The sequence below is a fragment of the Marinomonas posidonica IVIA-Po-181 genome, from assembly GCF_000214215.1.
GTDB lineage: Bacteria > Pseudomonadota > Gammaproteobacteria > Pseudomonadales > Marinomonadaceae > Marinomonas > Marinomonas posidonica.
The window spans coordinates 3029565-3049501 of the sequence record NC_015559.1; the positions used below are offsets into that span (position 1 = coordinate 3029565).

The 19937-nt window shown below is 44.9% G+C and carries 19 protein-coding genes; 8 read left to right on the top strand and 11 right to left on the bottom strand.

Annotated elements, in window-relative coordinates; translation table 11 throughout:
* Positions 1 to 51 precede the first annotated feature (51 nt).
* Together MAR181_RS13920 and sbmA are read left to right on the top strand one after the other, a co-directional pair.
* On the top strand, positions 52 to 1275 hold the full coding sequence (locus MAR181_RS13920) for an aspartate aminotransferase family protein (protein WP_013797236.1): 1224 nt from the start codon (positions 52 to 54) through the stop codon (positions 1273 to 1275).
* Positions 1276 to 1541: 266 nt separating this feature from the next.
* The gene (gene sbmA, locus MAR181_RS13925) at positions 1542 to 2828 is read left to right on the top strand and encodes a peptide antibiotic transporter SbmA (RefSeq protein WP_013797237.1); all 1287 of its coding nucleotides are present in this window, start codon (positions 1542 to 1544) and stop codon (positions 2826 to 2828) included.
* 91 nt (positions 2829 to 2919) lie between these two features.
* On the opposite strand, the gene MAR181_RS13930 is transcribed toward sbmA, so the two are convergent.
* From MAR181_RS13930 to MAR181_RS13940, 3 genes are all read right to left on the bottom strand, one after another.
* Positions 2920 to 3132, bottom strand: coding sequence for a hypothetical protein (locus MAR181_RS13930; RefSeq protein ID WP_013797239.1), 213 nt, complete (start codon positions 3130 to 3132; stop codon positions 2920 to 2922).
* A 149-nt stretch (positions 3133 to 3281) separates the two neighbouring features.
* Positions 3282 to 6212 carry a bifunctional [glutamate--ammonia ligase]-adenylyl-L-tyrosine phosphorylase/[glutamate--ammonia-ligase] adenylyltransferase gene (gene glnE, locus MAR181_RS13935; protein WP_013797240.1) on the bottom strand — a complete coding sequence of 977 codons (2931 nt, stop codon included), beginning with the start codon at positions 6210 to 6212 and terminating at the stop codon, positions 3282 to 3284.
* A 40-nt stretch (positions 6213 to 6252) separates the two neighbouring features.
* Entirely contained in the window at positions 6253 to 7200 is a 948-nt protein-coding gene (locus MAR181_RS13940; protein WP_013797241.1) for a CYTH domain-containing protein, read from the bottom strand.
* A 118-nt stretch (positions 7201 to 7318) separates the two neighbouring features.
* Between MAR181_RS13940 and argE the strand changes: the two genes are divergently transcribed.
* Positions 7319 to 8485: an acetylornithine deacetylase gene (gene argE / locus MAR181_RS13945; RefSeq protein WP_013797242.1), complete on the top strand. Its 1167-nt coding sequence runs from the start codon at positions 7319 to 7321 to the stop codon at positions 8483 to 8485.
* Entirely contained in the window at positions 8485 to 9807 is a 1323-nt protein-coding gene (gene argA / locus MAR181_RS13950) for an amino-acid N-acetyltransferase (RefSeq protein ID WP_013797243.1), read from the top strand. The genes argE and argA overlap by 1 nt, the downstream gene beginning before the upstream one ends.
* Positions 9808 to 9897: 90 nt before the next feature.
* On the opposite strand, the gene MAR181_RS13955 is transcribed toward argA, so the two are convergent.
* The 6 genes from MAR181_RS13955 to MAR181_RS18500 form a co-directional block, all read right to left on the bottom strand.
* Entirely contained in the window at positions 9898 to 11307 is a 1410-nt protein-coding gene (locus MAR181_RS13955; RefSeq protein WP_013797244.1) for a DegQ family serine endoprotease, read from the bottom strand.
* A 61-nt stretch (positions 11308 to 11368) separates the two neighbouring features.
* Positions 11369 to 11836: a SoxR reducing system RseC family protein gene (locus tag MAR181_RS13960; RefSeq protein ID WP_013797245.1), complete on the bottom strand. Its 468-nt coding sequence runs from the start codon at positions 11834 to 11836 to the stop codon at positions 11369 to 11371.
* Positions 11829 to 12800, bottom strand: coding sequence for a MucB/RseB C-terminal domain-containing protein (locus tag MAR181_RS13965; protein WP_013797246.1), 972 nt, complete (start codon positions 12798 to 12800; stop codon positions 11829 to 11831). Before MAR181_RS13965 ends, MAR181_RS13960 begins: the two co-directional genes overlap by 8 nt.
* A 3-nt stretch (positions 12801 to 12803) precedes the next feature.
* On the bottom strand, positions 12804 to 13400 hold the full coding sequence (locus MAR181_RS13970) for a sigma-E factor negative regulatory protein (RefSeq protein ID WP_013797247.1): 597 nt from the start codon (positions 13398 to 13400) through the stop codon (positions 12804 to 12806).
* Positions 13397 to 14014 carry an RNA polymerase sigma factor RpoE gene (gene rpoE / locus MAR181_RS13975; RefSeq protein ID WP_013797248.1) on the bottom strand — a complete coding sequence of 206 codons (618 nt, stop codon included), beginning with the start codon at positions 14012 to 14014 and terminating at the stop codon, positions 13397 to 13399. Before rpoE ends, MAR181_RS13970 begins: the two co-directional genes overlap by 4 nt.
* A complete protein-coding gene (locus MAR181_RS18500) occupies positions 13998 to 14141 on the bottom strand; it encodes a hypothetical protein (RefSeq protein ID WP_171810324.1) in 144 nt (47 codons plus the stop codon). Before MAR181_RS18500 ends, rpoE begins: the two co-directional genes overlap by 17 nt.
* A gap of 31 nt (positions 14142 to 14172) precedes the next feature.
* On the opposite strand from MAR181_RS18500, the gene nadB reads away from it, so the two are divergent.
* Positions 14173 to 15768, top strand: coding sequence for an L-aspartate oxidase (nadB, locus tag MAR181_RS13980; protein WP_013797249.1), 1596 nt, complete (start codon positions 14173 to 14175; stop codon positions 15766 to 15768).
* Between the two features lies 1 nt (position 15769).
* Here nadB and MAR181_RS13985 read toward each other — a convergent pair whose 3' ends face one another.
* Both MAR181_RS13985 and MAR181_RS13990 read right to left on the bottom strand, forming a co-directional pair.
* Positions 15770 to 16204, bottom strand: coding sequence for a hypothetical protein (locus MAR181_RS13985; RefSeq protein ID WP_144011252.1), 435 nt, complete (start codon positions 16202 to 16204; stop codon positions 15770 to 15772).
* Positions 16182 to 16451: an FAD assembly factor SdhE gene (locus MAR181_RS13990; RefSeq protein WP_013797251.1), complete on the bottom strand. Its 270-nt coding sequence runs from the start codon at positions 16449 to 16451 to the stop codon at positions 16182 to 16184. The genes MAR181_RS13985 and MAR181_RS13990 overlap by 23 nt, the downstream gene beginning before the upstream one ends.
* Positions 16452 to 16807: 356 nt before the next feature.
* On the opposite strand from MAR181_RS13990, the gene MAR181_RS13995 reads away from it, so the two are divergent.
* From MAR181_RS13995 to MAR181_RS14005, 3 genes are all read left to right on the top strand, one after another.
* On the top strand, positions 16808 to 18127 hold the full coding sequence (locus tag MAR181_RS13995) for an ABC transporter substrate-binding protein (protein ID WP_013797252.1): 1320 nt from the start codon (positions 16808 to 16810) through the stop codon (positions 18125 to 18127).
* A 97-nt stretch (positions 18128 to 18224) separates the two neighbouring features.
* Positions 18225 to 19085, top strand: a complete 861-nt coding sequence (locus tag MAR181_RS14000; protein ID WP_013797253.1) for a carbohydrate ABC transporter permease — start codon at positions 18225 to 18227, stop codon at positions 19083 to 19085.
* A gap of 10 nt (positions 19086 to 19095) precedes the next feature.
* Positions 19096 to 19926 carry a carbohydrate ABC transporter permease gene (locus MAR181_RS14005; protein ID WP_013797254.1) on the top strand — a complete coding sequence of 277 codons (831 nt, stop codon included), beginning with the start codon at positions 19096 to 19098 and terminating at the stop codon, positions 19924 to 19926.
* Positions 19927 to 19937: the final 11 nt, after the last annotated feature.

Here is a 19937-nt window from a genome sequence, read left to right on the forward strand (position 1 = left end):
CAATAGGTGGCCGTCAATGCGGCCACCTATTTTTTTCATGAGGACATAAACGTGACACAAGAAATAACGAGAGCAACCTTTGATGAAGTAATGGTTCCTAATTACGCACCTTCGGCAATTATTCCAGTGCGTGGTGAAGGCTCTCGCGTATGGGACAAAGAAGACAAAGAATACATTGATTTTGCAGGCGGCATTGCCGTCACAGCATTAGGTCATTCCAATCCAACTCTAGTCGACGTCATGCGTGAGCAAGCAGGGAAAATCTGGCATTTATCTAATGTGATGACAAACGAACCAGCTTTGCGACTAGCGAAAAAATTGACGGAAAAAACCTTTGCTGACCGTGTTTTCTTCGCCAACAGTGGCGCGGAAGCAAATGAAGCGGCGTTTAAACTGGCTCGTCGCTATGCTTACGATCATTTTGGTCCAGAAAAGCATGAAATTGTCGCTTTTTACAAATCTTTCCATGGCCGCACCCTATTTACCGTTTCGGTTGGCGGGCAAGCGAAATACAAAGAAGGTTTTGAGCCAACACCTGCTGGCATCAAACATTGTGATTACAATAACATCGAACAACTTAAAGCCATTATCAGTGACAAAACCTGTGCGGTAGTAATGGAGCCCATTCTAGGCGAGGGTGGCATCATCCCTGCTGACCTTGAATTCGCCAAGCAAGTACGTGAGCTTTGTGATCAGAACAACGCATTGCTGGTTTTTGATGAAGTGCAATCTGGTGTCGGTCGTACAGGCACCTTGTTTGCCTACGAGCAAACTGGCGTCACACCAGACATCATGACTTCGGCAAAATCCCTTGGTAATGGCTTCCCTGTTGGCGCTATGTTAGCCACAGATGCTGTTGCAAAAAGCTTTACGTTTGGTACCCACGGCAGTACTTATGGTGGTAACCCAATGGCCTGTGCCATTGCAGAAGCCGTTGTTGACATTATTGACACGCCTGAAGTACTTGAAGGTGTGAAAAAGCGTCATGATTTATTCGTAGCAGGCTTAAACGCGATTGATCAGAAATACCATGTGTTTAAAGAAATTCGTGGTATGGGGCTATTAATCGGTGCTGAAGTTGTGGACCAATACGCAGGCAATGCAGGTAAATTCTTAGCGGCAGCCGCTGAAGAAGGTTTGTTCGTTCTGGTTGCTGGCCCTGACGTATTACGATTCGCACCGTCACTTATTATCCCAGAGCAAGACATTGCGGAAGGTTTAGCACGTCTAGAGAAAGCCATTGCCACTGTGGTGGAGCAAACTCAAGCAGCCTAATCACATAGCGCACATTAAATAAGATTCCAAGTCGGGCCTCGTGCCCGATTTTTTATATTAACCTCTATCAGAACAAAACTTTTTATCGTCCAGTCAATCATAATACCAATTAAATCAATGAGTACTATTATCGCCTTTTTTGCTGATTCCTTAATCCAAGATGAATTGTGCTTCTCAGCGGACTAGTTTAAGCTCGTTTGAATACGTTAGGACTTGTTGGGCTAGGATGGCTTCAATACTCACCACAGACATAGAGAAACTAATACGTGTTCCATTCTTTTTTTCCAAAACCCAAACTGTTCTTTTTAAGTTTTGTTGTCTGGGCGCTTGTTGGTGTCCTTAGCTGGTATTTAGTCATGCAAGACCTAGGAAGCTATTTAAGCTTAGGTAATTTAATCGGCCTAACCTTTCCAGAAACCCTAGCTTCAGGTGCCGATCCGGCAGCTCAAACTGCTTTCCAAGAAGCCTCCAAAAGCGCCGAAACCTTTTGGCTCTATCAATACATACTGATTTGCTATGGTGTTTTCATCGCAGCTTGGATGATATTTGGTGGTAATAAGTGGGCAAAATGGTCTGTTCTTGGCTCAGGCATTATCATTTTTGCGACATGGTTCAGCGTTCAGCTCAATGTCATGTTTAACGAATTTTATGGCGTTTTTTACAACCTTATTCAGAAAGCCCTATCTGCTCCGAACTCCATTACATTAAATGACTATTACTCCCAGCTAAGCACTTTTTTAGGGCTTGCAGCAGTCTATATCACCATTGTTGTTTTAAAGAATTTTTTCGTTAGCCATTATATTTTCCGCTGGCGCACCTCGATGACCGAATACTATTCATCAAAATGGCAGCAAGTTCGTCATATTGAAGGGGCATCACAACGTATCCAAGAAGACACCATGCGCTTTGCGAGTATTATGGAAGGGTTGGGTGTCAGACTGATTGGTTCGGTTATGACACTGTTGGCTTTCCTGCCTGTTTTATGGGCCTTGTCTGGTCATATAAAAACGCTACCTATTATTGGCGAAGTTTCTCAATCACTTGTCTTCATCGCACTCTTTTGGTCTATTATCGGCACCGTTTTACTCGCTCTCGCTGGGATTAAATTACCTGGTCTAGAGTTCAACAACCAAAAAGTAGAAGCAGCTTATCGTAAAGAATTGGTTTATGGGGAGGACAATGAAAACAGAGCCGAACCCATCACACTGGCGGAACTGTTCAGCAATGTACGTAAAAACTACTTCACTCTTTACTTCCACTACTTGTATTTCAACGTTGTGCGTTACGGTTATTTACAAGCAGGCGTATTAGTTCCACTCATTGCACTGGGGCCTTCTATTGTTGCAGGTGTGATCACCTTTGGTATTTTCCAGCAGATTAACAATGCCTTTAACCAAGTAGAAAGCTCCTTCCAATTCTTGGTCAACTCATGGACAACCATTGTTGAATTGCTGTCTATCTATAAGCGTCTAAAATCTTTTGAAGCCATGATAGATAATAAACCAATAACAAATGAAGACAGTCAATTTGCTGATAACTCAACGCTAATGTAAAAACGACTCATTAGGCACAAAAAAGCCCCAGTAAGTTTGACTTGCTGGGGCTTTTTTAAATGATCGACTAAGGCTTTGGTACTCGCTACCATCACACATTAATGTTGATGTTCTGCCCTAGGTTATCTGTTGTCGTATGCGAGCCACTGCTTGCTGCTGGCGTCGTTGGCTCTGTTGCACGCTCTAACAACTGCAAATTTTGCTGAGCTTCCTGCTGCTGCGCGGCTTTTGCTAAACTCGCCTGATACACTTCTCTCGCATAGTCCATCGCAGGTCCACCACTAACACCGTTAACTTCTGCCATGCTTCCTCCTTTCTCCCGCCTTTAGCGTTGAGATAGATGTTTATAAAACCTCTAACCAAGATCTGCTCAAAAAACAGTCAGTAGCAAAAGTATAGTGGATAACAATTGAATTTACGAACCGTTTTTCAGTTTCTCTCTTTTGAATGCCGCTAAATCTGCTCATTATCCACAAACGTTTCCCACAACCCATTGATCAAGCTTTGGTTTGCTTGTAAATCTTCAGACTGCACAACTCGGCCTTGCTTCTGTAAAGCTTGACGATGAGTCCGAGATCGAAACAGAGTATAAGTCTCAATCATACCCGCCACTTTATCTGCAGGCAGCAGACCAAGCTCTGATAACGCCTCCAGTTGTCGAACATTGTCTGAATAAGCCATGAGTTCTGGGTGTTGGCAAGACCAAGCCAAGACAAAATATTGCACCATGAATTCAATATCAATAATGCCACCAGCGCCCTGCTTTAAATCAAAGCCTTTCTCTTTACTTCCCGTATCCAAATGCGAGCGCATTTTTTCACGCATTTTGATGACTTCGGCTCTTAGTACTGATCGATCACGAACGGTCGCTATGATGCCTTTTCGACACTCTTCGAATCGGTTCAATAACGCGGGATCACCGGCTAAGCCTCGTGCTCGAGTTAACGCTTGATGCTCCCACACCCACGCCTCTTTTTGCTGATAATCTTTAAAGGCCTCTAAGCTCGATACCAATAGACCTGAATTACCAGACGGACGCAACCTCATGTCCACCTCATACAAACGACCAGCGGCGGTAAAACTGGTAATCATATGAATAAGCCTTTGCCCTAAGCGTGTATAGAATGTCAGGTTATCAATACTACGCGTACCATCAGTACTGCCATTACTCTGAGCATCATGAATAAAGACTAAGTCCAAATCTGAATCATAACCTAGCTCCCAACCACCAGATTTGCCATAGCCTATGATGGCCAATTGAGGCTCATGGAATGCCTCACCATAACTCACAGGATAGCCATGTTTTTTGGTTAAATAGAACCAAGACTGCTTTAACACTTGCTCTAATAGCACCTCCGCCAACCAGGTTAAGTGATCACTCACTTTCATAACCGGTAAGATGCCAGTGATATCACAAGCCGCTACTCGCAGAATAATAGAGCGTCTAAAACGACGCATCGCATCCATCTGCGCTTCTTCATCGTCTTCCGGCAAACGCAATAAAATTTGCTTTAATTCATCTTCCAACATGCCTTTATCAGGCGGTGAAAATAACGTATTGGCATCCAATAATTCATCTAATAATGCTGGCGTTGTGGAGATCGCCTCAGTAAACCAAGCACTTTCCCGACACAGGCGAATCAAATGCGTTAATGCAGTCTGGTTTTCACACAGCAGAACCAAATACGCAGTTCTGCGAAGCACGGCCTCCAAGATAGGAAACACCCTTTCTAACACCAAATCTGGGTTATCTTCCTCTTCAAGCCGACTCATCAATGCCGCTAAAAAGAGTGCCAAACGTTCTTGCCCAATGGGCTGCATAAACACTAGAGTACGCGAACTCAATAGCTGAGAAATTCGCGGCACAACCAGGTCCACTTGCTGCCATGAAATGTCAGCAATGGCGTCTCGAATCGCCTCACCATCTTCAGGCATTTTTAATAAAATTCGCCATGCTTCTTGCTGCTCTTTACCTTGATCCGTTTCCTCATCATCTTCGATCAAATCAACAAAGTAATCATGAACTTGATGACGAGCAGACCACAAAGCGTCAGTTAGGGCTTGCCAACTCTGAAAACCAACCATAATGGCCAATCGCAAACGGGCTGAATCATCCTCAGGTAAGAGCTGCGTTTGCTCGTCTTTGATTGCCTGTAAGGCATGCTCAGTTCGCCTTAACAACAAATAAGCCTGCTGTAACTGTGTTGTTTCTTGCTGGCTTAAATACTCTTGTTGCGCCAAATAAGGCAAAACTTCTAACAAGGCTGGTGTTTGTAGACCTTGATCTCGCCCACCATGCAAAATTTGTAAGGCCTGAGCGATGAACTCGACTTCTCGGATTCCGCCTTGACCAAGCTTGATATTGTGCTCAATCCCCTTACGTCGAACTTCTTTAGCGATCATACGCTTTAGATCCCGCAACGCGCCAATGGCACCAAAATCTAAATACTTACGATAGACAAAAGGCTTTCTTAAGGCTTCAAACGCCATCACATCTTGTTCACTGCCAGCCATAACACGCGCTTTGATCATGGCATATCGTTCCCAATCACGACCTTGGTCTTGGTAGTAGTTTTCCAATGAATCTAAATTCAAGACTAAAGCACCAGACTGACCAAATGGTCTCAACCGCATATCGACGCGGAACACAAAGCCTTCGGATGTAACTTGATCAAGGTGTTGAATGAGTTTTTGACCCAACTTGGTGAAATATTCTTGATGAGAAAGACTTTTTTTTCCGCCTTGAGTATCACCATGTTCACGGAAGGCAAAAATCAGATCAATATCAGAAGATAGATTCAGCTCATTTCCGCCAAGCTTTCCCATCCCAATCACAATCATAGATTGGATTTTACCTGTGCTATCGAATGCCTGACCATATAAATTAGCGTACTTCTGCTGACTCCAAAGCAAACTGGCATTCACACACACATCCGCTAACTTGCTTAAATGAGCCGTTAGTACGGGTAAGGCTATTTTTTGCTGTAAATCCAGTGCAATCAGCCGCACCATCCACCACTGACGATAAAGTCGCAAAGCTCGTAAAAACTGAGTCTCATCCAAACGGGACAATTTGCCTGTCTCTTCAACTAGATTTTTTTGAAGAAAAGAGGTTTCACCAGCAATAAGCGCATCTATAGTCGGTGCAATAGGTAAACTTGATAATGCCAAAACATCATCCAACCAAGCGGGATAACGCATAAACATTTTGTGTAAAAAATCACTCAATAGCCAAAGCGGCTCAAGCTTGGCAATCTGTGCCGGATCTAAACCGTCTAAACCACTTCTCGAACGCGCCTCTTGCAATTGCTCTAACAGCAATGATCGGTTTTCTAAAGACTCACAATAAAACGCATAGCTGGGATTATCAGAAGGTATAAACAAGGCCCAATCCTTACTGTTTTTATCACTTTAATCACACATATTAGTGGCTTTGTTGATTGAGCCACTGACCAATTTTTAGCATTAGAGAGCCAATGGATTTTAGCCCTCCCAATAATTCAAGCACCTTGTCTTCATCCGCTTTATACAACTCACCCAACGCATTATCCAACTCGACTAAAGCTTGATCTAAATGCGTAGGCAAACAAGGTCGTAATTGACCTATTGTGTGTCTAAAAGGCTGCAACAATACTTCATCCTGCATAAAGAACATGGCCTCCCAATAGACCAGCCACACCTCATACCAATAGGCTGCTAACGCCATACGACTGACCGAAGCAATCGGCCTCTGAGGAAATTCAATCTGACCATGCTTAAGCCGAACACCTTTCTGCGCTTTGGAAACCACACTCACTTGGATAGGAACACGCTCCGCAATGCGTAAAGCAAATTCATACAGCGCCGCTTCAGGGCCACTTTTTAGTTCAAGTTCCAGCTCACAAATGCTGTCCTCCCCATAGGGTGAGGTGACTTTTCCTTGATCACAGACCACTTCCATCTTGGTGTCACCTTGCTGGATATTCCAAACTTGGCGCTGAAAATCGGTACGATAGGCTTGTTGTAAATGGCGACTCCACGACATGTCCTGCAAAACATCAGGAAGCGGTACGTCTTTTAACAAAGACAAATCCAAATAATCGTTTTCCAGTTGCCACTCCCATTCACCTCTGGCATGCATGCCTATTCGGCTTGTGCCTCGCGTTTTTACCGTTTGGATAAATTGATCGTTGACGGCACGAATACGCAATGCCATGCCCCCCAACATCAATTGGCCATCCTCGGTATCATAATAGGCATTCATTAAGTTAAGAGTTGGCTGGCGGGATACAGTATCATCGTCAGACAGAGCACAAATTTCATCAAGAAAATCGCTCGCAGACTTGAGATACTCAGACTGAAGCATTAACTTAAGTTCTAGCTCGGTAGCCATAATTTACAAACCTCTAATGTCTTTACCAAACAACAGCAAAGAAAAACATAACCAAGCAAGTGTAACAGAAGCCCCAGCGTAGTAATATTGGCTAATTATTTGGATTTAAGGAAGGCCTATGCCAGCTCTACCGTCACTCATTAATATGATGACTCAACTGATCGCGTCTCCTTCTATCAGTTGCAGCCAAGCCCATTGGGATCAATCCAATAAGGGCGTCATAGAACTGCTGGAAACCTGGCTCAGCTCACAAGGTTTTCAGTGTGAAGTCATGTCCCTGCCAGGGCAACCGAACAAGTTCAACTTGATTGCGACCATAGGACAAGGCCCCGGTGGCTTAGTACTCTCTGGGCACACCGATACCGTTCCGTATGATGAAGGTCGCTGGCAATCCGATCCTTTTACACTACAAGAACGAGATCAAAAGCTTTATGGCCTTGGCTCCTGTGATATGAAAGGCTTCTTTGCCATTGTATTAGACACCATTCGAGAAATGTCACTTTGCGAGTTGACTGAACCTCTGATCATACTCGCCACGGCCGACGAAGAAAGTTCGATGGCTGGCGCTCGAGCGCTGGTTCAACAAAATAAGCTCAATGCCCGCTACGCTTTAATTGGTGAACCCACTTCATTAACGCCTATTTATGCCCATAAAGGCATTATGATGGAACGGATTAAAGTGACAGGGCAAGCGGGACATTCTTCTAATCCGGCGCTTGGTAATAATGCCCTTGATGCCATGCATAATGTCATGTCTGAGCTTATGACCTTTCGTAATGAACTCAAGCGCGATTACCAAGATGCAAACTTCATCATAGATTACCCAACCATGAACTTTGGCTGTATTCATGGGGGAGACAACCCAAACCGTATTTGTGGGCGTTGTGAGTTAGAGTTTGACCTTAGAGCGTTACCAGGTATGAGCAATCAGTCTTTGATGGCAGAAATTGCTCTGCGCCTACCAGGTATCGAAGAAAAAACCGGCACACAAATTCAACTAAATAGTTTGTTTCCGGATGTGCCCTCTTTTTATACGCCGATTGAATCCGCTATTATTAAAGCTTGTGAAACACTCACTGAGCGCCCAGCCGAAACGGTCGCATTTGCTACCGAAGGCCCTTTCCTCAATCAAATGGGCATGGAAACCTTGGTGCTTGGTCCTGGTTCGATCGACCAAGCTCACCAGCCCAATGAATTTATGGCGCTGGATCAAATACAACCTATGCAAAAGGTAATACGTGGTTTAATTGAGCGTTTTTGCCTTCAATCTAATGAGTCTAATTAATGAGAAGCAGCGTGCCTGAAGAACTCAATTACGTGGACTGGTTCCGCCATTCCTCTCCTTATATTAATGCCCACCGAGGCAAAACTTTTGTTATCCTCATTCCAGGTGAAGCCGTAGAGTGCACGCACTTTTCAAGCATTATCCATGACTTGGCATTGCTTGATTCGCTTGGTATTCGCTTGGTGCTCGTGCAAGGTGCGCGACCACAGATCAACCGTGTGCTGTCAAATCATCACTCATCAACCCCATTAGACAGCGATTATCGGGTCACACCTCAAAGCCAACTTCTGGATGTGATTCAAGCGTCTTCTGCGGTTCGAGTCCAACTGGAAGCACAATTATCCATGGGGCTATCTAATACTCCAATGGATGGTGCTCGTCTCAAAGTCTGTAGCGGAAACTATGTCATCGGACGCCCACTTGGCGTTGTTGATGGTGTGGATTATGGCCACACAGGCGAAGTTCGCCGAATCGATACTGAGGCGATTTTCCGTTTATTAGAAGATGACAACATGGTGCTCTTGCCGCATTTAGGCTTTTCACCCACTGGCGAAGTGTTCAACCTCAAAAGCGAAGACGTGGCGACGCAGGCCGCCATCCAATTAAAAGCCGATAAATTGATTATTTATACGGATGAAGAAGGTGTCTTCAATCAAGCGGGTGAACTCTACTCAGAGCTGTTGGCAAAAGACGCCGAAGCCATCTTAAAAGATCACTCTTTACAACAGCTGACGCAAAACGCTTTGGAAGCCTGTGTGCAGTCGGTTCGTCACGGCGTGCCACGTGCGCACCTCATTTCCTATCACGAAAACGGAGGTCTGCTCAGAGAACTCTTCACTCGTGAAGGTGCGGGCACCATGATAGACGAAGACAGTTACGAGCAATTACGTCCCGCCCATATTGATGACGTTGGCGGCATGATGGCCCTACTGGCACCATTGGAAGAAAAAGGCGCTTTAGTGAGGCGCTCACGAGACTTGTTGGAAAATGAAATCGACCGCTTTATTGTCATCGAACGTGATGGTGCCATTGTGGCTTGTGCCGCCTTGTATCCTTTTGAGCAAGAGCACGCTGGTGAACTAGCTTGCTTAGCCGTATCTCCTAATTATCGAGGTTCCAACCGAGGTGAACGCTTACTAAAAGGCATTGAACAAGCGGCAAAGGAGCAACATTTAAAGACATTATTCTTGCTCACGACACGCACGGCCCATTGGTTTATTGAGCGTGGTTTTAGTGAAACCACATTGGCCAGCTTACCCATGCAAAAACAGACGCTTTATAATTATCAGAGAAACTCAAAAATCTTCTCGAAACAATTGTAAAGTTTAATATCTGGATGCGAAGAAAACAGCATTCAAAATCATAAAAAAGGCGACCATTTGGTCGCCCTTTTTATTTTCTATAGCACCCTGTTATTCAACTATTTTGAACGGAATAAACATGGGATAGCCCTGACGAATCACCCGCATAGGCACCGAACGCCCCGTTGGTATGTCTTTAGCAATCTTAGTAAAGCCCGACACACTGTCAATACGTTGGCCATTTAACATGGTAATCACGTCACCTTGCTGCAGGCCATTACGAGCCGCAGTACCACCGAGCACTTGCTCAATCATCACACCGTGGTCAATATTGTAGCTTTTCGCCATGTCAGCAGGCACTTCACCTACAATCATACCTAAGCGATTCTGATCTTGTTGTGACTGAGCAATGACTTTAGGATCCGCTGGGCGACCCTCTAGCGTAATCTCAATGGTTTGCTCTTTACCATCTCGGTAAACTTGTGCCGCTACCTCTTTACCTGCTTTCATACCGCCGACAACATAAGGCAACTCACCAGAATGCTCAATCTCTTCACCATTAAAGCGCATGATGATGTCACCTGATTGTAAGCCCGCTTTCTCAGCCGGTGAATCCGGTAATACACGACTGATTAAAGCGCCTTTTGGACGATCAAGACCAAAAGATTCAGCAAGATCATTGCTCACATCTTGAATCAGCACGCCCAACCAAGCACGAGATACTTTACCGTCTTTTTTCAATTGCTCGACCACAGACATGGCAACTTTCGATGGAATGGCAAAGGATACCCCCATGAACCCACCTGAACGAGTGTAAATCTGTGAGTTAATACCCACTACTTCACCATCCAAGTTAAACAGAGGGCCTCCAGAATTTCCTGGATTAATCGCAACATCTGTTTGGATGAAAGGAACATAATTATCAGACGGCAAATTACGACCCGTAGCACTGACAATCCCAGCCGTTACTGTGTAATCAAAGCCAAATGGTGAACCGATCGCTAACACCCATTGTCCCGGCTTTAGCTTATCTGAGTCGGCCATTTTAACGATCGGCAGATCGTCTGCTTCAATTTTTAACAAGGCCAAATCCGTTCGTGGATCCGTTCCTACCAAGGTCGCCTGGTACTCTCTGCGATCACTTAAACGCACATGAATCACATCGGCACCATCAATCACATGATTATTGGTTAACACATAACCATCATGAGAAATAATAAAACCCGAACCAAGAGAGCTACGCTGCCCTTGCTGTGGCGGACTTTGCTGACCAAAAGGCTGCTGCCCAAAGAAGTGCTTGAAGAACTCATTCAACTCTTCATTATTAGGGCTATATTGACGACCACCATCATTGGCCGTTTTCGTGGTCACCGTTTGTTCCGTACTGATGTTCACGACTGCGGGGGAAGCATCATCCACTAACTCTGTAAAGTCAGGCAATGACGCCGCGTGAGTTAACATGGAAGTCATCATAACCGTGCTGACGACTAACACACTAACGTGTTTAAGCAATCTGTTCATTAATTGGTCTCCTTAAAACGTACCAAATTCATTACAGTGCCAGGTGAAGAAGGTTTTACAGTTAAGGCGAAAACAGCAAAGGGCTGGCTTCATCCTGAACCGATTCAATTCTTAAAACTTTTGGGTAAAAATCTTGATTATTAGCAGAGCGGTTCGCTTTGTGTCTGGCAAACCACAACCCACCGACAAAGCCCAACAAACTTAGCAACACAGACAGATCATTTGACTCAGTCCATAAGGAAGGCAGTATTGCGCCGGACACCATACCAAGCAAGGGAATTAAATACATCCACACAGAAGCCTGCAACAGAGTATCTTCTGGAATGCCAATGACCACTCGCTGGCCAACCTCGACTGATAATGGATCAACCGCCTTCATGCGCATGCGATTGGCTGGCGATACTTGCGCAATAGCATGATGGCCACAACCATGACGAGCACGACAGCTAGTACAGCTGCTGGTACGAATGGTTTCGACCTCAGCAAAGCCAGCTTCAACCGACATCACGGTTCCTGTTTCTTCAATCATTTTCTAGCCTTGGCATAAATACCGTCATCAGTTTTTCGATCGTGGCGCCTGGTACTTCACCCATTATGGTCAATAAATACAACTGATCCTTCACTTTAAAACTGCTTACACCGGCCATGGTGGCCCCCATGCCCATAATGGAAATGGGTTTAACAGACATACTAGGTTCGACAAATACCGACACCGTCGCCATGCCATCAGACAGCAACAGCATACTGGTTCCATGGTTCAACGCTCTTGCTTCAGGCCAAACTAAATGAAACCCTTCTGGCAACCATTCAAATCGCCACAGATTCTTAACGCGCTGCGGTAAGACTTGCGTTTGCTTTTTAGCGTGTGTTCCCTTGTTGGGGACAAAATCTTCCTGTTTCAAGTCCGGTGTGAAGTTAACTGAGGTAAACTGAACACGCTCTAACAGCTGACCATCTGGTTTAAACACATCGTGTTTTAACAAAAAATGGTTTTCTTTATCTAACCAAAACGCATGACCATAACGGTACTCATCTCTTGGCAACAAGCTGACAATAATGGCTTGCCGCCCTGCAATTCGATGCTGACCTTGATTCACTGTCAACTGATAACCTTGCGCTAATCGCTCTTCATCGACTTTCTTCAAGCTTTTAAAGGGAGCTTTAAAAGGCGAATAGCGATTGTTCATCTGATCATCGGGATAGACACAAGTGATTTTGTCATCAATTCGAACGACTTCAACCTTATCACCGTCTAAATCCACTAAACTTTCATATTCCATACCTTCCGTGACAATATGGCGTATGCGCATGCCGTTCATATTGGACGCTTCGGAATGCACAAACACACCATCATAATTGAGATAGTGAAATGACTGAGTCATTTGACGCAACAATTCAACTGCATTTAGCGTTGGTACGGCAGCAATGCTCCATTGAGCGAAGCAAAGTAAGCACAAGCTTAAACATCTAATCACAACCGGAAAGCGTTTCATACGTTACTCTTGCACAGGATAATTAACCACGCGCGCCATCGGAATCATGCCCTGGCCTACAGTCATAGTAGCTTGTTCTGCGTGTTGACGAAGGTACTGTTGTAGCTTCACATTATCTAACGGTAACCTTTGCTGATTTAATTCCGCCAAGGGTGTCACAGGTTGAGCGGCTTTAACTGGTATGACCTCAGCCGTTAATGGCACTTGCGAGGCATCTGGTTTGAGCAATAGGTTACCACCTAACACCACGACAAAGGCAACACTCGCCGCCATCGCGATACCAGAAAACATCATTTTCCAATTAACATTCGACTTAGGCAACGACACCTCCTGAGCAACCGGCTCAGGTGCCTCTCGCTCTTCGCCGTCTGCTTCTAGGGTGTGATGTATGCGCATCAATAGACTGTCTTGTAAGCCAACGGCTACTTGATCATCTTTGTGAAGGTGTTGTTGAATCGCATGAAACCCTTCCAATTGCCGAGCCAACACATCCGTATCTTGAGCCAACAAGGCTGCAATATCTTGCTCAGTGGCTTCCCCATCAAACATGGCAGACAAACTGGCCATCGTCTCCGGTGAATGTGTGTTTTGTGATGTCATGACGACTCTCCTGCATCCAAAAAAGGACGAATGTGTTTTTCGACGGCTTCTCGTGCTCGAAAGATACGAGACCGCACCGTTCCAACAGGGCACTCCATGATCAATGAAATATCTTCGTAGCTCAGGCCATCAAACTCCCTTAGGGTCAATGCACTACGCAACTCCTCAGGTAGCATTTCAATAGCATGATAAATGGCTTTCTCAAGTCGATTGCTGTTCAACTTGGCTTCTGGCGTGGCAATATCAGACAAAGATTCATAGGTGTTAAACACCTCTTCATTATCCAGCTCAACATCCGACTCAGGAGGTCGACGCGAACGACTTACCAAATGATTCTTCGCGGTATTGACAGCAATTCGGTATAGCCAAGTATAAAATGCACTTTCACCACGAAAACTATTAATTGACCGATAAGCCTTGATGAAACTTTCCTGAGCCACGTCTAAGACTTCGCTCTTATCTTGGATATAGCGCCCAATTAACCCCACCACCTTGTATTGGTACTTCACCACCAGCAAATCAAATGCTCGCTTGTCACCCTGTTGTACTTTTTCAACTAACGTCTGATCAGAAGACGTTTCGTGCTGCATAGGCACCTCATGTTTCAACGTCATTACCTTGTGCCTTTGCTCGGTATTGATTAGAGACAACAAACGGCACAGCAAGTTCCCATAAAAACGACAAAGAATCATGAATTTGCATGACTCGGAAGTATTCATTTAATAGCAAGAATAGTAACATTAATTTTTTCGTCAATAATCAGAATTACATTATGAGTCGACAATACCAACATGACATCGTCATCATTGGCGCTGGCGCAGCGGGTTTAACACTGGCCCTAGAGCTGGCGGATCAATATCGCGTGGCCATTCTAACCAAAGCCGACATCCGAGAAGGTTCTACCCTTTATGCTCAAGGTGGCGTCGCGGCGGTATTATCAGATAAAGACACCATAGATTCTCATATTAATGACACCATCGATGCTGGCGTAGAATTGGGCGACCCTGAAGCCATTCGTTTTACCGTTGAACACTCTAAAGCCAGCATTGACTGGCTCATCGACCAAGGCGTACCTTTTACTCGATACGGAGAAAGTGACGAATATCATCTAACAAAGGAAGGTGGACACAGCCATAGACGCATCATTCACAGTGCCGATGCTACTGGACTGGCGATCTCAAAAACTCTGATTAAAAATGCCAGCAACCATCCAAACATTGAATTTTTCCCAGATCGCGTTGCAGTCGACATCATCACAACACAAAAACTTGGTTTGCCTGGCCCCAACCGCTCTGTTGGAGTGTATGCCTTAAACCTAGACGATGACACGATTGAGGTCTTCCAAGGGCAATTTATTTCCCTAGCTTGTGGCGGTAGCAGTAAGGTTTATCTGTATACCAGCAACCCAGATACAGCATCGGGAGATGGCATTGCAATGGCATGGCGAGCAGGTTGTCGAGTTGCGAACATGGAATTCAACCAATTTCATCCTACTTGTCTATATGATGCTAAAGCCAAAACCTTTTTAATCTCAGAAGCCGTACGTGGTGAAGGTGGTAAGCTATTGCTGCCTGATGGCTCGCGCTTTATGTCTAAATTTGATCCACGAGCTGAGCTTGCCCCTCGTGACATTGTGGCCCGCGCCATTGACCATGAAATGAAGCGCCTTGGTATTCCCCATGTGCTGTTAGACATTTCCCACAAAGACCAGGACTTTATCAAGGAACACTTCCCCACCATCTACAAACACTGTTTGGAATACGGCCATGATATGACCAAAGGCCCCATTCCTGTGGTTCCAGCCGCCCATTATACCTGTGGTGGCGTTGTGGTAGATCGAAACAGCGCGACCGATATAAACAATCTCTATGCCATTGGCGAAACCGCTTACACAGGTTTGCATGGCGCCAATCGACTGGCCAGTAACTCGCTACTTGAGTGCATCGTCTTTGCTCGTTCAGCCGCCAGCCATATTGCGGCTCACACCACTCCCTTACCAAGCATTGTGATTCCAGATTGGGATGAAAGCCAGGTAACCAATTCAGATGAAGATGTGGTGATTACCCACAACTGGCAAGAATTGCGACGTTTTATGTGGGATTATGTGGGCATTGTTCGCACCAATAAACGTTTGCTTAGAGCCAAACACAGAGTGGACTTATTAAGGTCTGAAATTCAAGAGTTCTATGCCAACTATAAGGTATCGAATGATCTACTAGAGCTACGTAATCTGGCCGTGGTTGCCGATCTTATTATCCAATCGGCCATGTCACGAAAAGAAAGCCGTGGACTGCACTTTACATTGGATTATCCGGCAAAAATGTCACAAAGTAAGCCAACCATTCTAACCCCAACACACTCGTGCTGATTTAACGTTTGGCGCCGCGCGATAACATGTCTTGCGCGGCAAAAGACCGCAATAGAGCGTAATCTTCAAGCCCAAGTTGATCGCGATATATCAAACAAAATTGTGGCCACACACTGTACCAAATAGTATCGTCAGACACCTTTCTTGCAATGAGCTGAACAGCATTAGCACGAACAAAATCAAGTCGTATTAGGTCATTATTATGTTGCCGTAAATACGCCCCGTCAGAATCAATCCCAATGTGACTTCTCGGCTGACGCCAAGCTAACCCAAGCGAGACTAAAACAATCACACTGTATAGGATAGAAAAAGTGACTTGCCAGACGTCTGGCCACCAATAGAAAGGCAATAATATAAAGCAGGATGCGCTAGCGCTAGTCCACAAACCAACGCTAACCCAAGAGAAGTTCAGCTTAGTGGCAGTCAGGCTGAACACGGGTAACAATAATATCCACGATACGAGCCAAATCAGGATCTTCTGGCACTTCTTTTTGCATAAACCAAGGGAAGATTTCTTGGTCTTCACACTCAATCAGTTTTTGAAAACGCTGTTTGTCCTCATCGTCCAGTGTAAGGTAAATTTCATCTAAAAATGGTTCCAATAAAACATCCAACTCCAACATGCCACGACGACAATGCCATTTTAGCTTTTTGAAGCTTAAAGAATCTGCGGTTTCAGTCATCAAATAACCTCTCATTAACAATGCCGTCATTATAGCCATTGCCCTTGTCAGATTGCTATTGCTGCCCACAAAAAAGCAAAGCCGACTTAACACATTTCTGACCTCAGTCAGTAAAGCACCCAGCGCTAATGACTTACCTAGAGTTACACGACCTCACAAACAGTATTATATTGACTAATTTTCCACTTAAATGAATCAAACTAAACAAAATAGTACCAAAAATGAGTTTTTATGTATTAACAGGTCAATTATAAATTGAACTATATTTTATCCACTTGCTGATCATTCATTGATCAATAAACAAGTAACTAGGTAAGAATATAAAAACAAAAGTCACTCCAACAGGAGAAACCTATATGCAACGCCTTACGAAAAAGACTCTTTCTTGTGCGGTATCTGTCGCGGCCTGCCTAACCGCAGCCAGCGCTTTCGCAGAGACCCAAATCACGGTAGCCACCGTTAACAATGGCCATATGATTGAAATGCAAAAATTGACCCCTGAATTCGAAAAAGCCAACCCTGGCATTAAAGTCAAATGGGTTACTTTGGAAGAAGGTGTCCTTCGCCAAAATGTCACTCAAGACATTGCCAATAAAAGTGGTTTATACGATGTCATGACCATAGGTATGTATGAAGCACCAATCTGGGGTGAGCGTGGCTGGTTAAGAGAAATCGATACCAGTGGCAATTACGATGTGAATGACATCCTACCTTCCATTCGTGGTGGTTTATCCTACGACAACACCTTGTACGCAGCACCTTTCTATGGTGAGAGTTCCATGGTGATGTACCGTAAAGATCTAGTAAAAGCCGCAGGTATGGAAATCAATGACCGAGACAGCTGGACACACATCCGTGATGTCGCTGCTGCGGTTCATGATCCAGACAATGGCGTTTACGGCATCTGTTTACGTGGTAAAGCGGGCTGGGGTGACAACATGGCTCTAATGACGACCATTGCAAACTCTTTTGGTGCTCGCTGGTTTGATGAGAACTGGAAGCCTCAACTTGAAAGCGCGGAATGGAAAAAAGCCGTCAGTTTCTACGTGGATACCTTGAGCAAATATGGCCCTCCAGGTTCCAGCAGCAACAGCTTTAATGAAAACCTAGCCTTGTTTAACGAAGGTAAATGCGGCATGTGGATTGACGCCACCATTGCAGCGTCCTTCGTAACCGATCCGAAACAAAGTAAAGTGCATGACAAAGTTGGCTTTGCGCAATCGCCATATGCCGTCAGCCAAAAAGGCGCTAACTGGTTATGGGCATGGGCGTTAGGTATTCCAGCGGCCACCAAACACTCAGTCGAAGCCCAAAAATTTGTACGTTGGGCAACGTCTAAACAGTACATTAACCTAGTGGGTAAAACTAACGGCTGGGCAGCGGTGCCAACCGGTACTCGTACCAGTACTTATGAAAACGCGAAATTCCAGAAAGCAGCCGTCTTTGCTGAAGCCGAATTAAAAGCCATTAACTCTGCCAATCCAAATGACAGCACTATGAAACCCTCTCCTTACGTCGGTGTGCAGTTCGCTGCCATCCCTGAGTTCCAAGCCATTGGCACAACCGCAGGACAAATGGTTTCAGGGGCATTGTCTGGCACTATGAGCGTTGAACAAGCATTGCAATCCGCTAACCGATCGGCAGACCGTCAAATGCGTCAAGCAGGTTACTACTAGTCCTCTAAGGCAAAAAGATAGGGCATTATGCCCTATCTTTTCTTTTCGTTTTGCCCATTAAAGACATCATTTAACGCTTATAATAAGAGATCACACTATGAAGCGCTCAATCACTCGCTTATTAATGGCGCCTTCTGTCATCCTGCTATTGATCTGGATGATCGTTCCTTTGTCCATGACCATTTATTTCTCAACCATTCGTTACAACTTGTTGTATCCGGGTCAGAATAATTTTGTCGGCTGGATGAACTTTGAATTTTTCTTAACTGATCCTGGTTTTTTCCCGGCTGTCGCCAATACCCTAATTCTACTGGCTTCGGTATTAATCATTACCGTTGTTCTAGGTGTGTTGTTATCCGCCTTGATTGATCGCCCCTTTTGGGGACAAGGTATTGTCCGCGTTTTGCTTATTTCACCTTTCTTCATCATGCCAACGGTAAATGCCTTAATTTGGAAAAATATGATGATGAACCCGGTATACGGTATCTTCGCTTGGATTTCTGAAAGCTTAGGTTTGGAGCCAATAGACTGGCTGTCATCACTCCCTCTTGCTTCCATTATCATCATGGTCAGTTGGCAGTGGCTGCCCTTCGCCATTTTAGTGTTTGTCACAGCATTACAATCTCAAGACACAGAACAAAAAGAAGCCGCTCAGATGGATGGCGCAACGGGGTGGCATATTTTTCGTTATCTCACCCTGCCTCATTTGGCACGTCCTATTACCGTTGTGGTGATGATTGAAACGATTTTTTTGTTGGCCATCTTTGCCGAAATTTTCGTCTCTACTGGCGGAGGCCCAGGTTACGACAGTACCAACTTGGCTTACCTCATTTATAACCAAGCCTTATTGCAATACGACGTGGGGGTTGCTTCAGCGGGTGGTTTATTCGCGGTTATTCTCGCCAATATAGTTGCCTTTTTCTTAATTCGTGCCGTTGGCAAAAACTTAACGGTGTGAGGAAATAATCATGAAACTGACTCAACAACGTAAATTACGAACCACCCTAACAGGCTTGTTTGCTTGGACCATTGCCTTGATCCTGTTCTTTCCTATTTTCTGGATGTTCATCACCTCCTTTAAAACAGAGCTGCAGGCCATTTCGGTTCCACCGTCGCTATTTTTCGAGCCAACGCTGGAGAACTTCAGCATAGTACAAGAACGCAGTGACTATGTTCACCACGCCTTGAACTCGGTCATAACAGCTTTCGGTTCAACTCTAATAGCCTTAGCGATTGCCATTCCAGCAGCGTATTCCATGGCCTTTTTCCCCAGCAAGAGAACCAAAGACATTTTGCTGTGGATGCTCTCCACCAAAATGCTGCCAGCGGTAGGGGTGTTAGTACCAATCTACATATTAAGTCGTGACTATGGACTGCTCGATTCCCGTACGGGCTTGGTCATTATCTTTACCCTGATGAATCTGCCTATCGTGGTGTGGATGCTGTTCTCGTACTTTAAAGATTTACCCAAAGAGATCCTTGAAGCCGCTCGTATGGATGGCGCAACACCATGGGATGAAATGGTAAAAGTCGTCATGCCTTTGTCCATCGGCGCCATTTCATCAACGGGCTTACTTTCCATCGTTTTGTGCTGGAACGAAGCATTTTGGTCATTGAACTTAACCGCTTCAGAAGCCGCGCCATTAACCGCTATGATTGCCTCTTACTCAAGCCCTGAAGGTCTTTTCTGGGCGAAATTGTCGGCGGCATCGACATTAGCTTGTGCTCCGATCGTAATCTTCGGTTGGTTCTGTCAAAAACAATTGGTCCAAGGCCTTACATTCGGCGCCGTAAAATAATAATTAGGAAG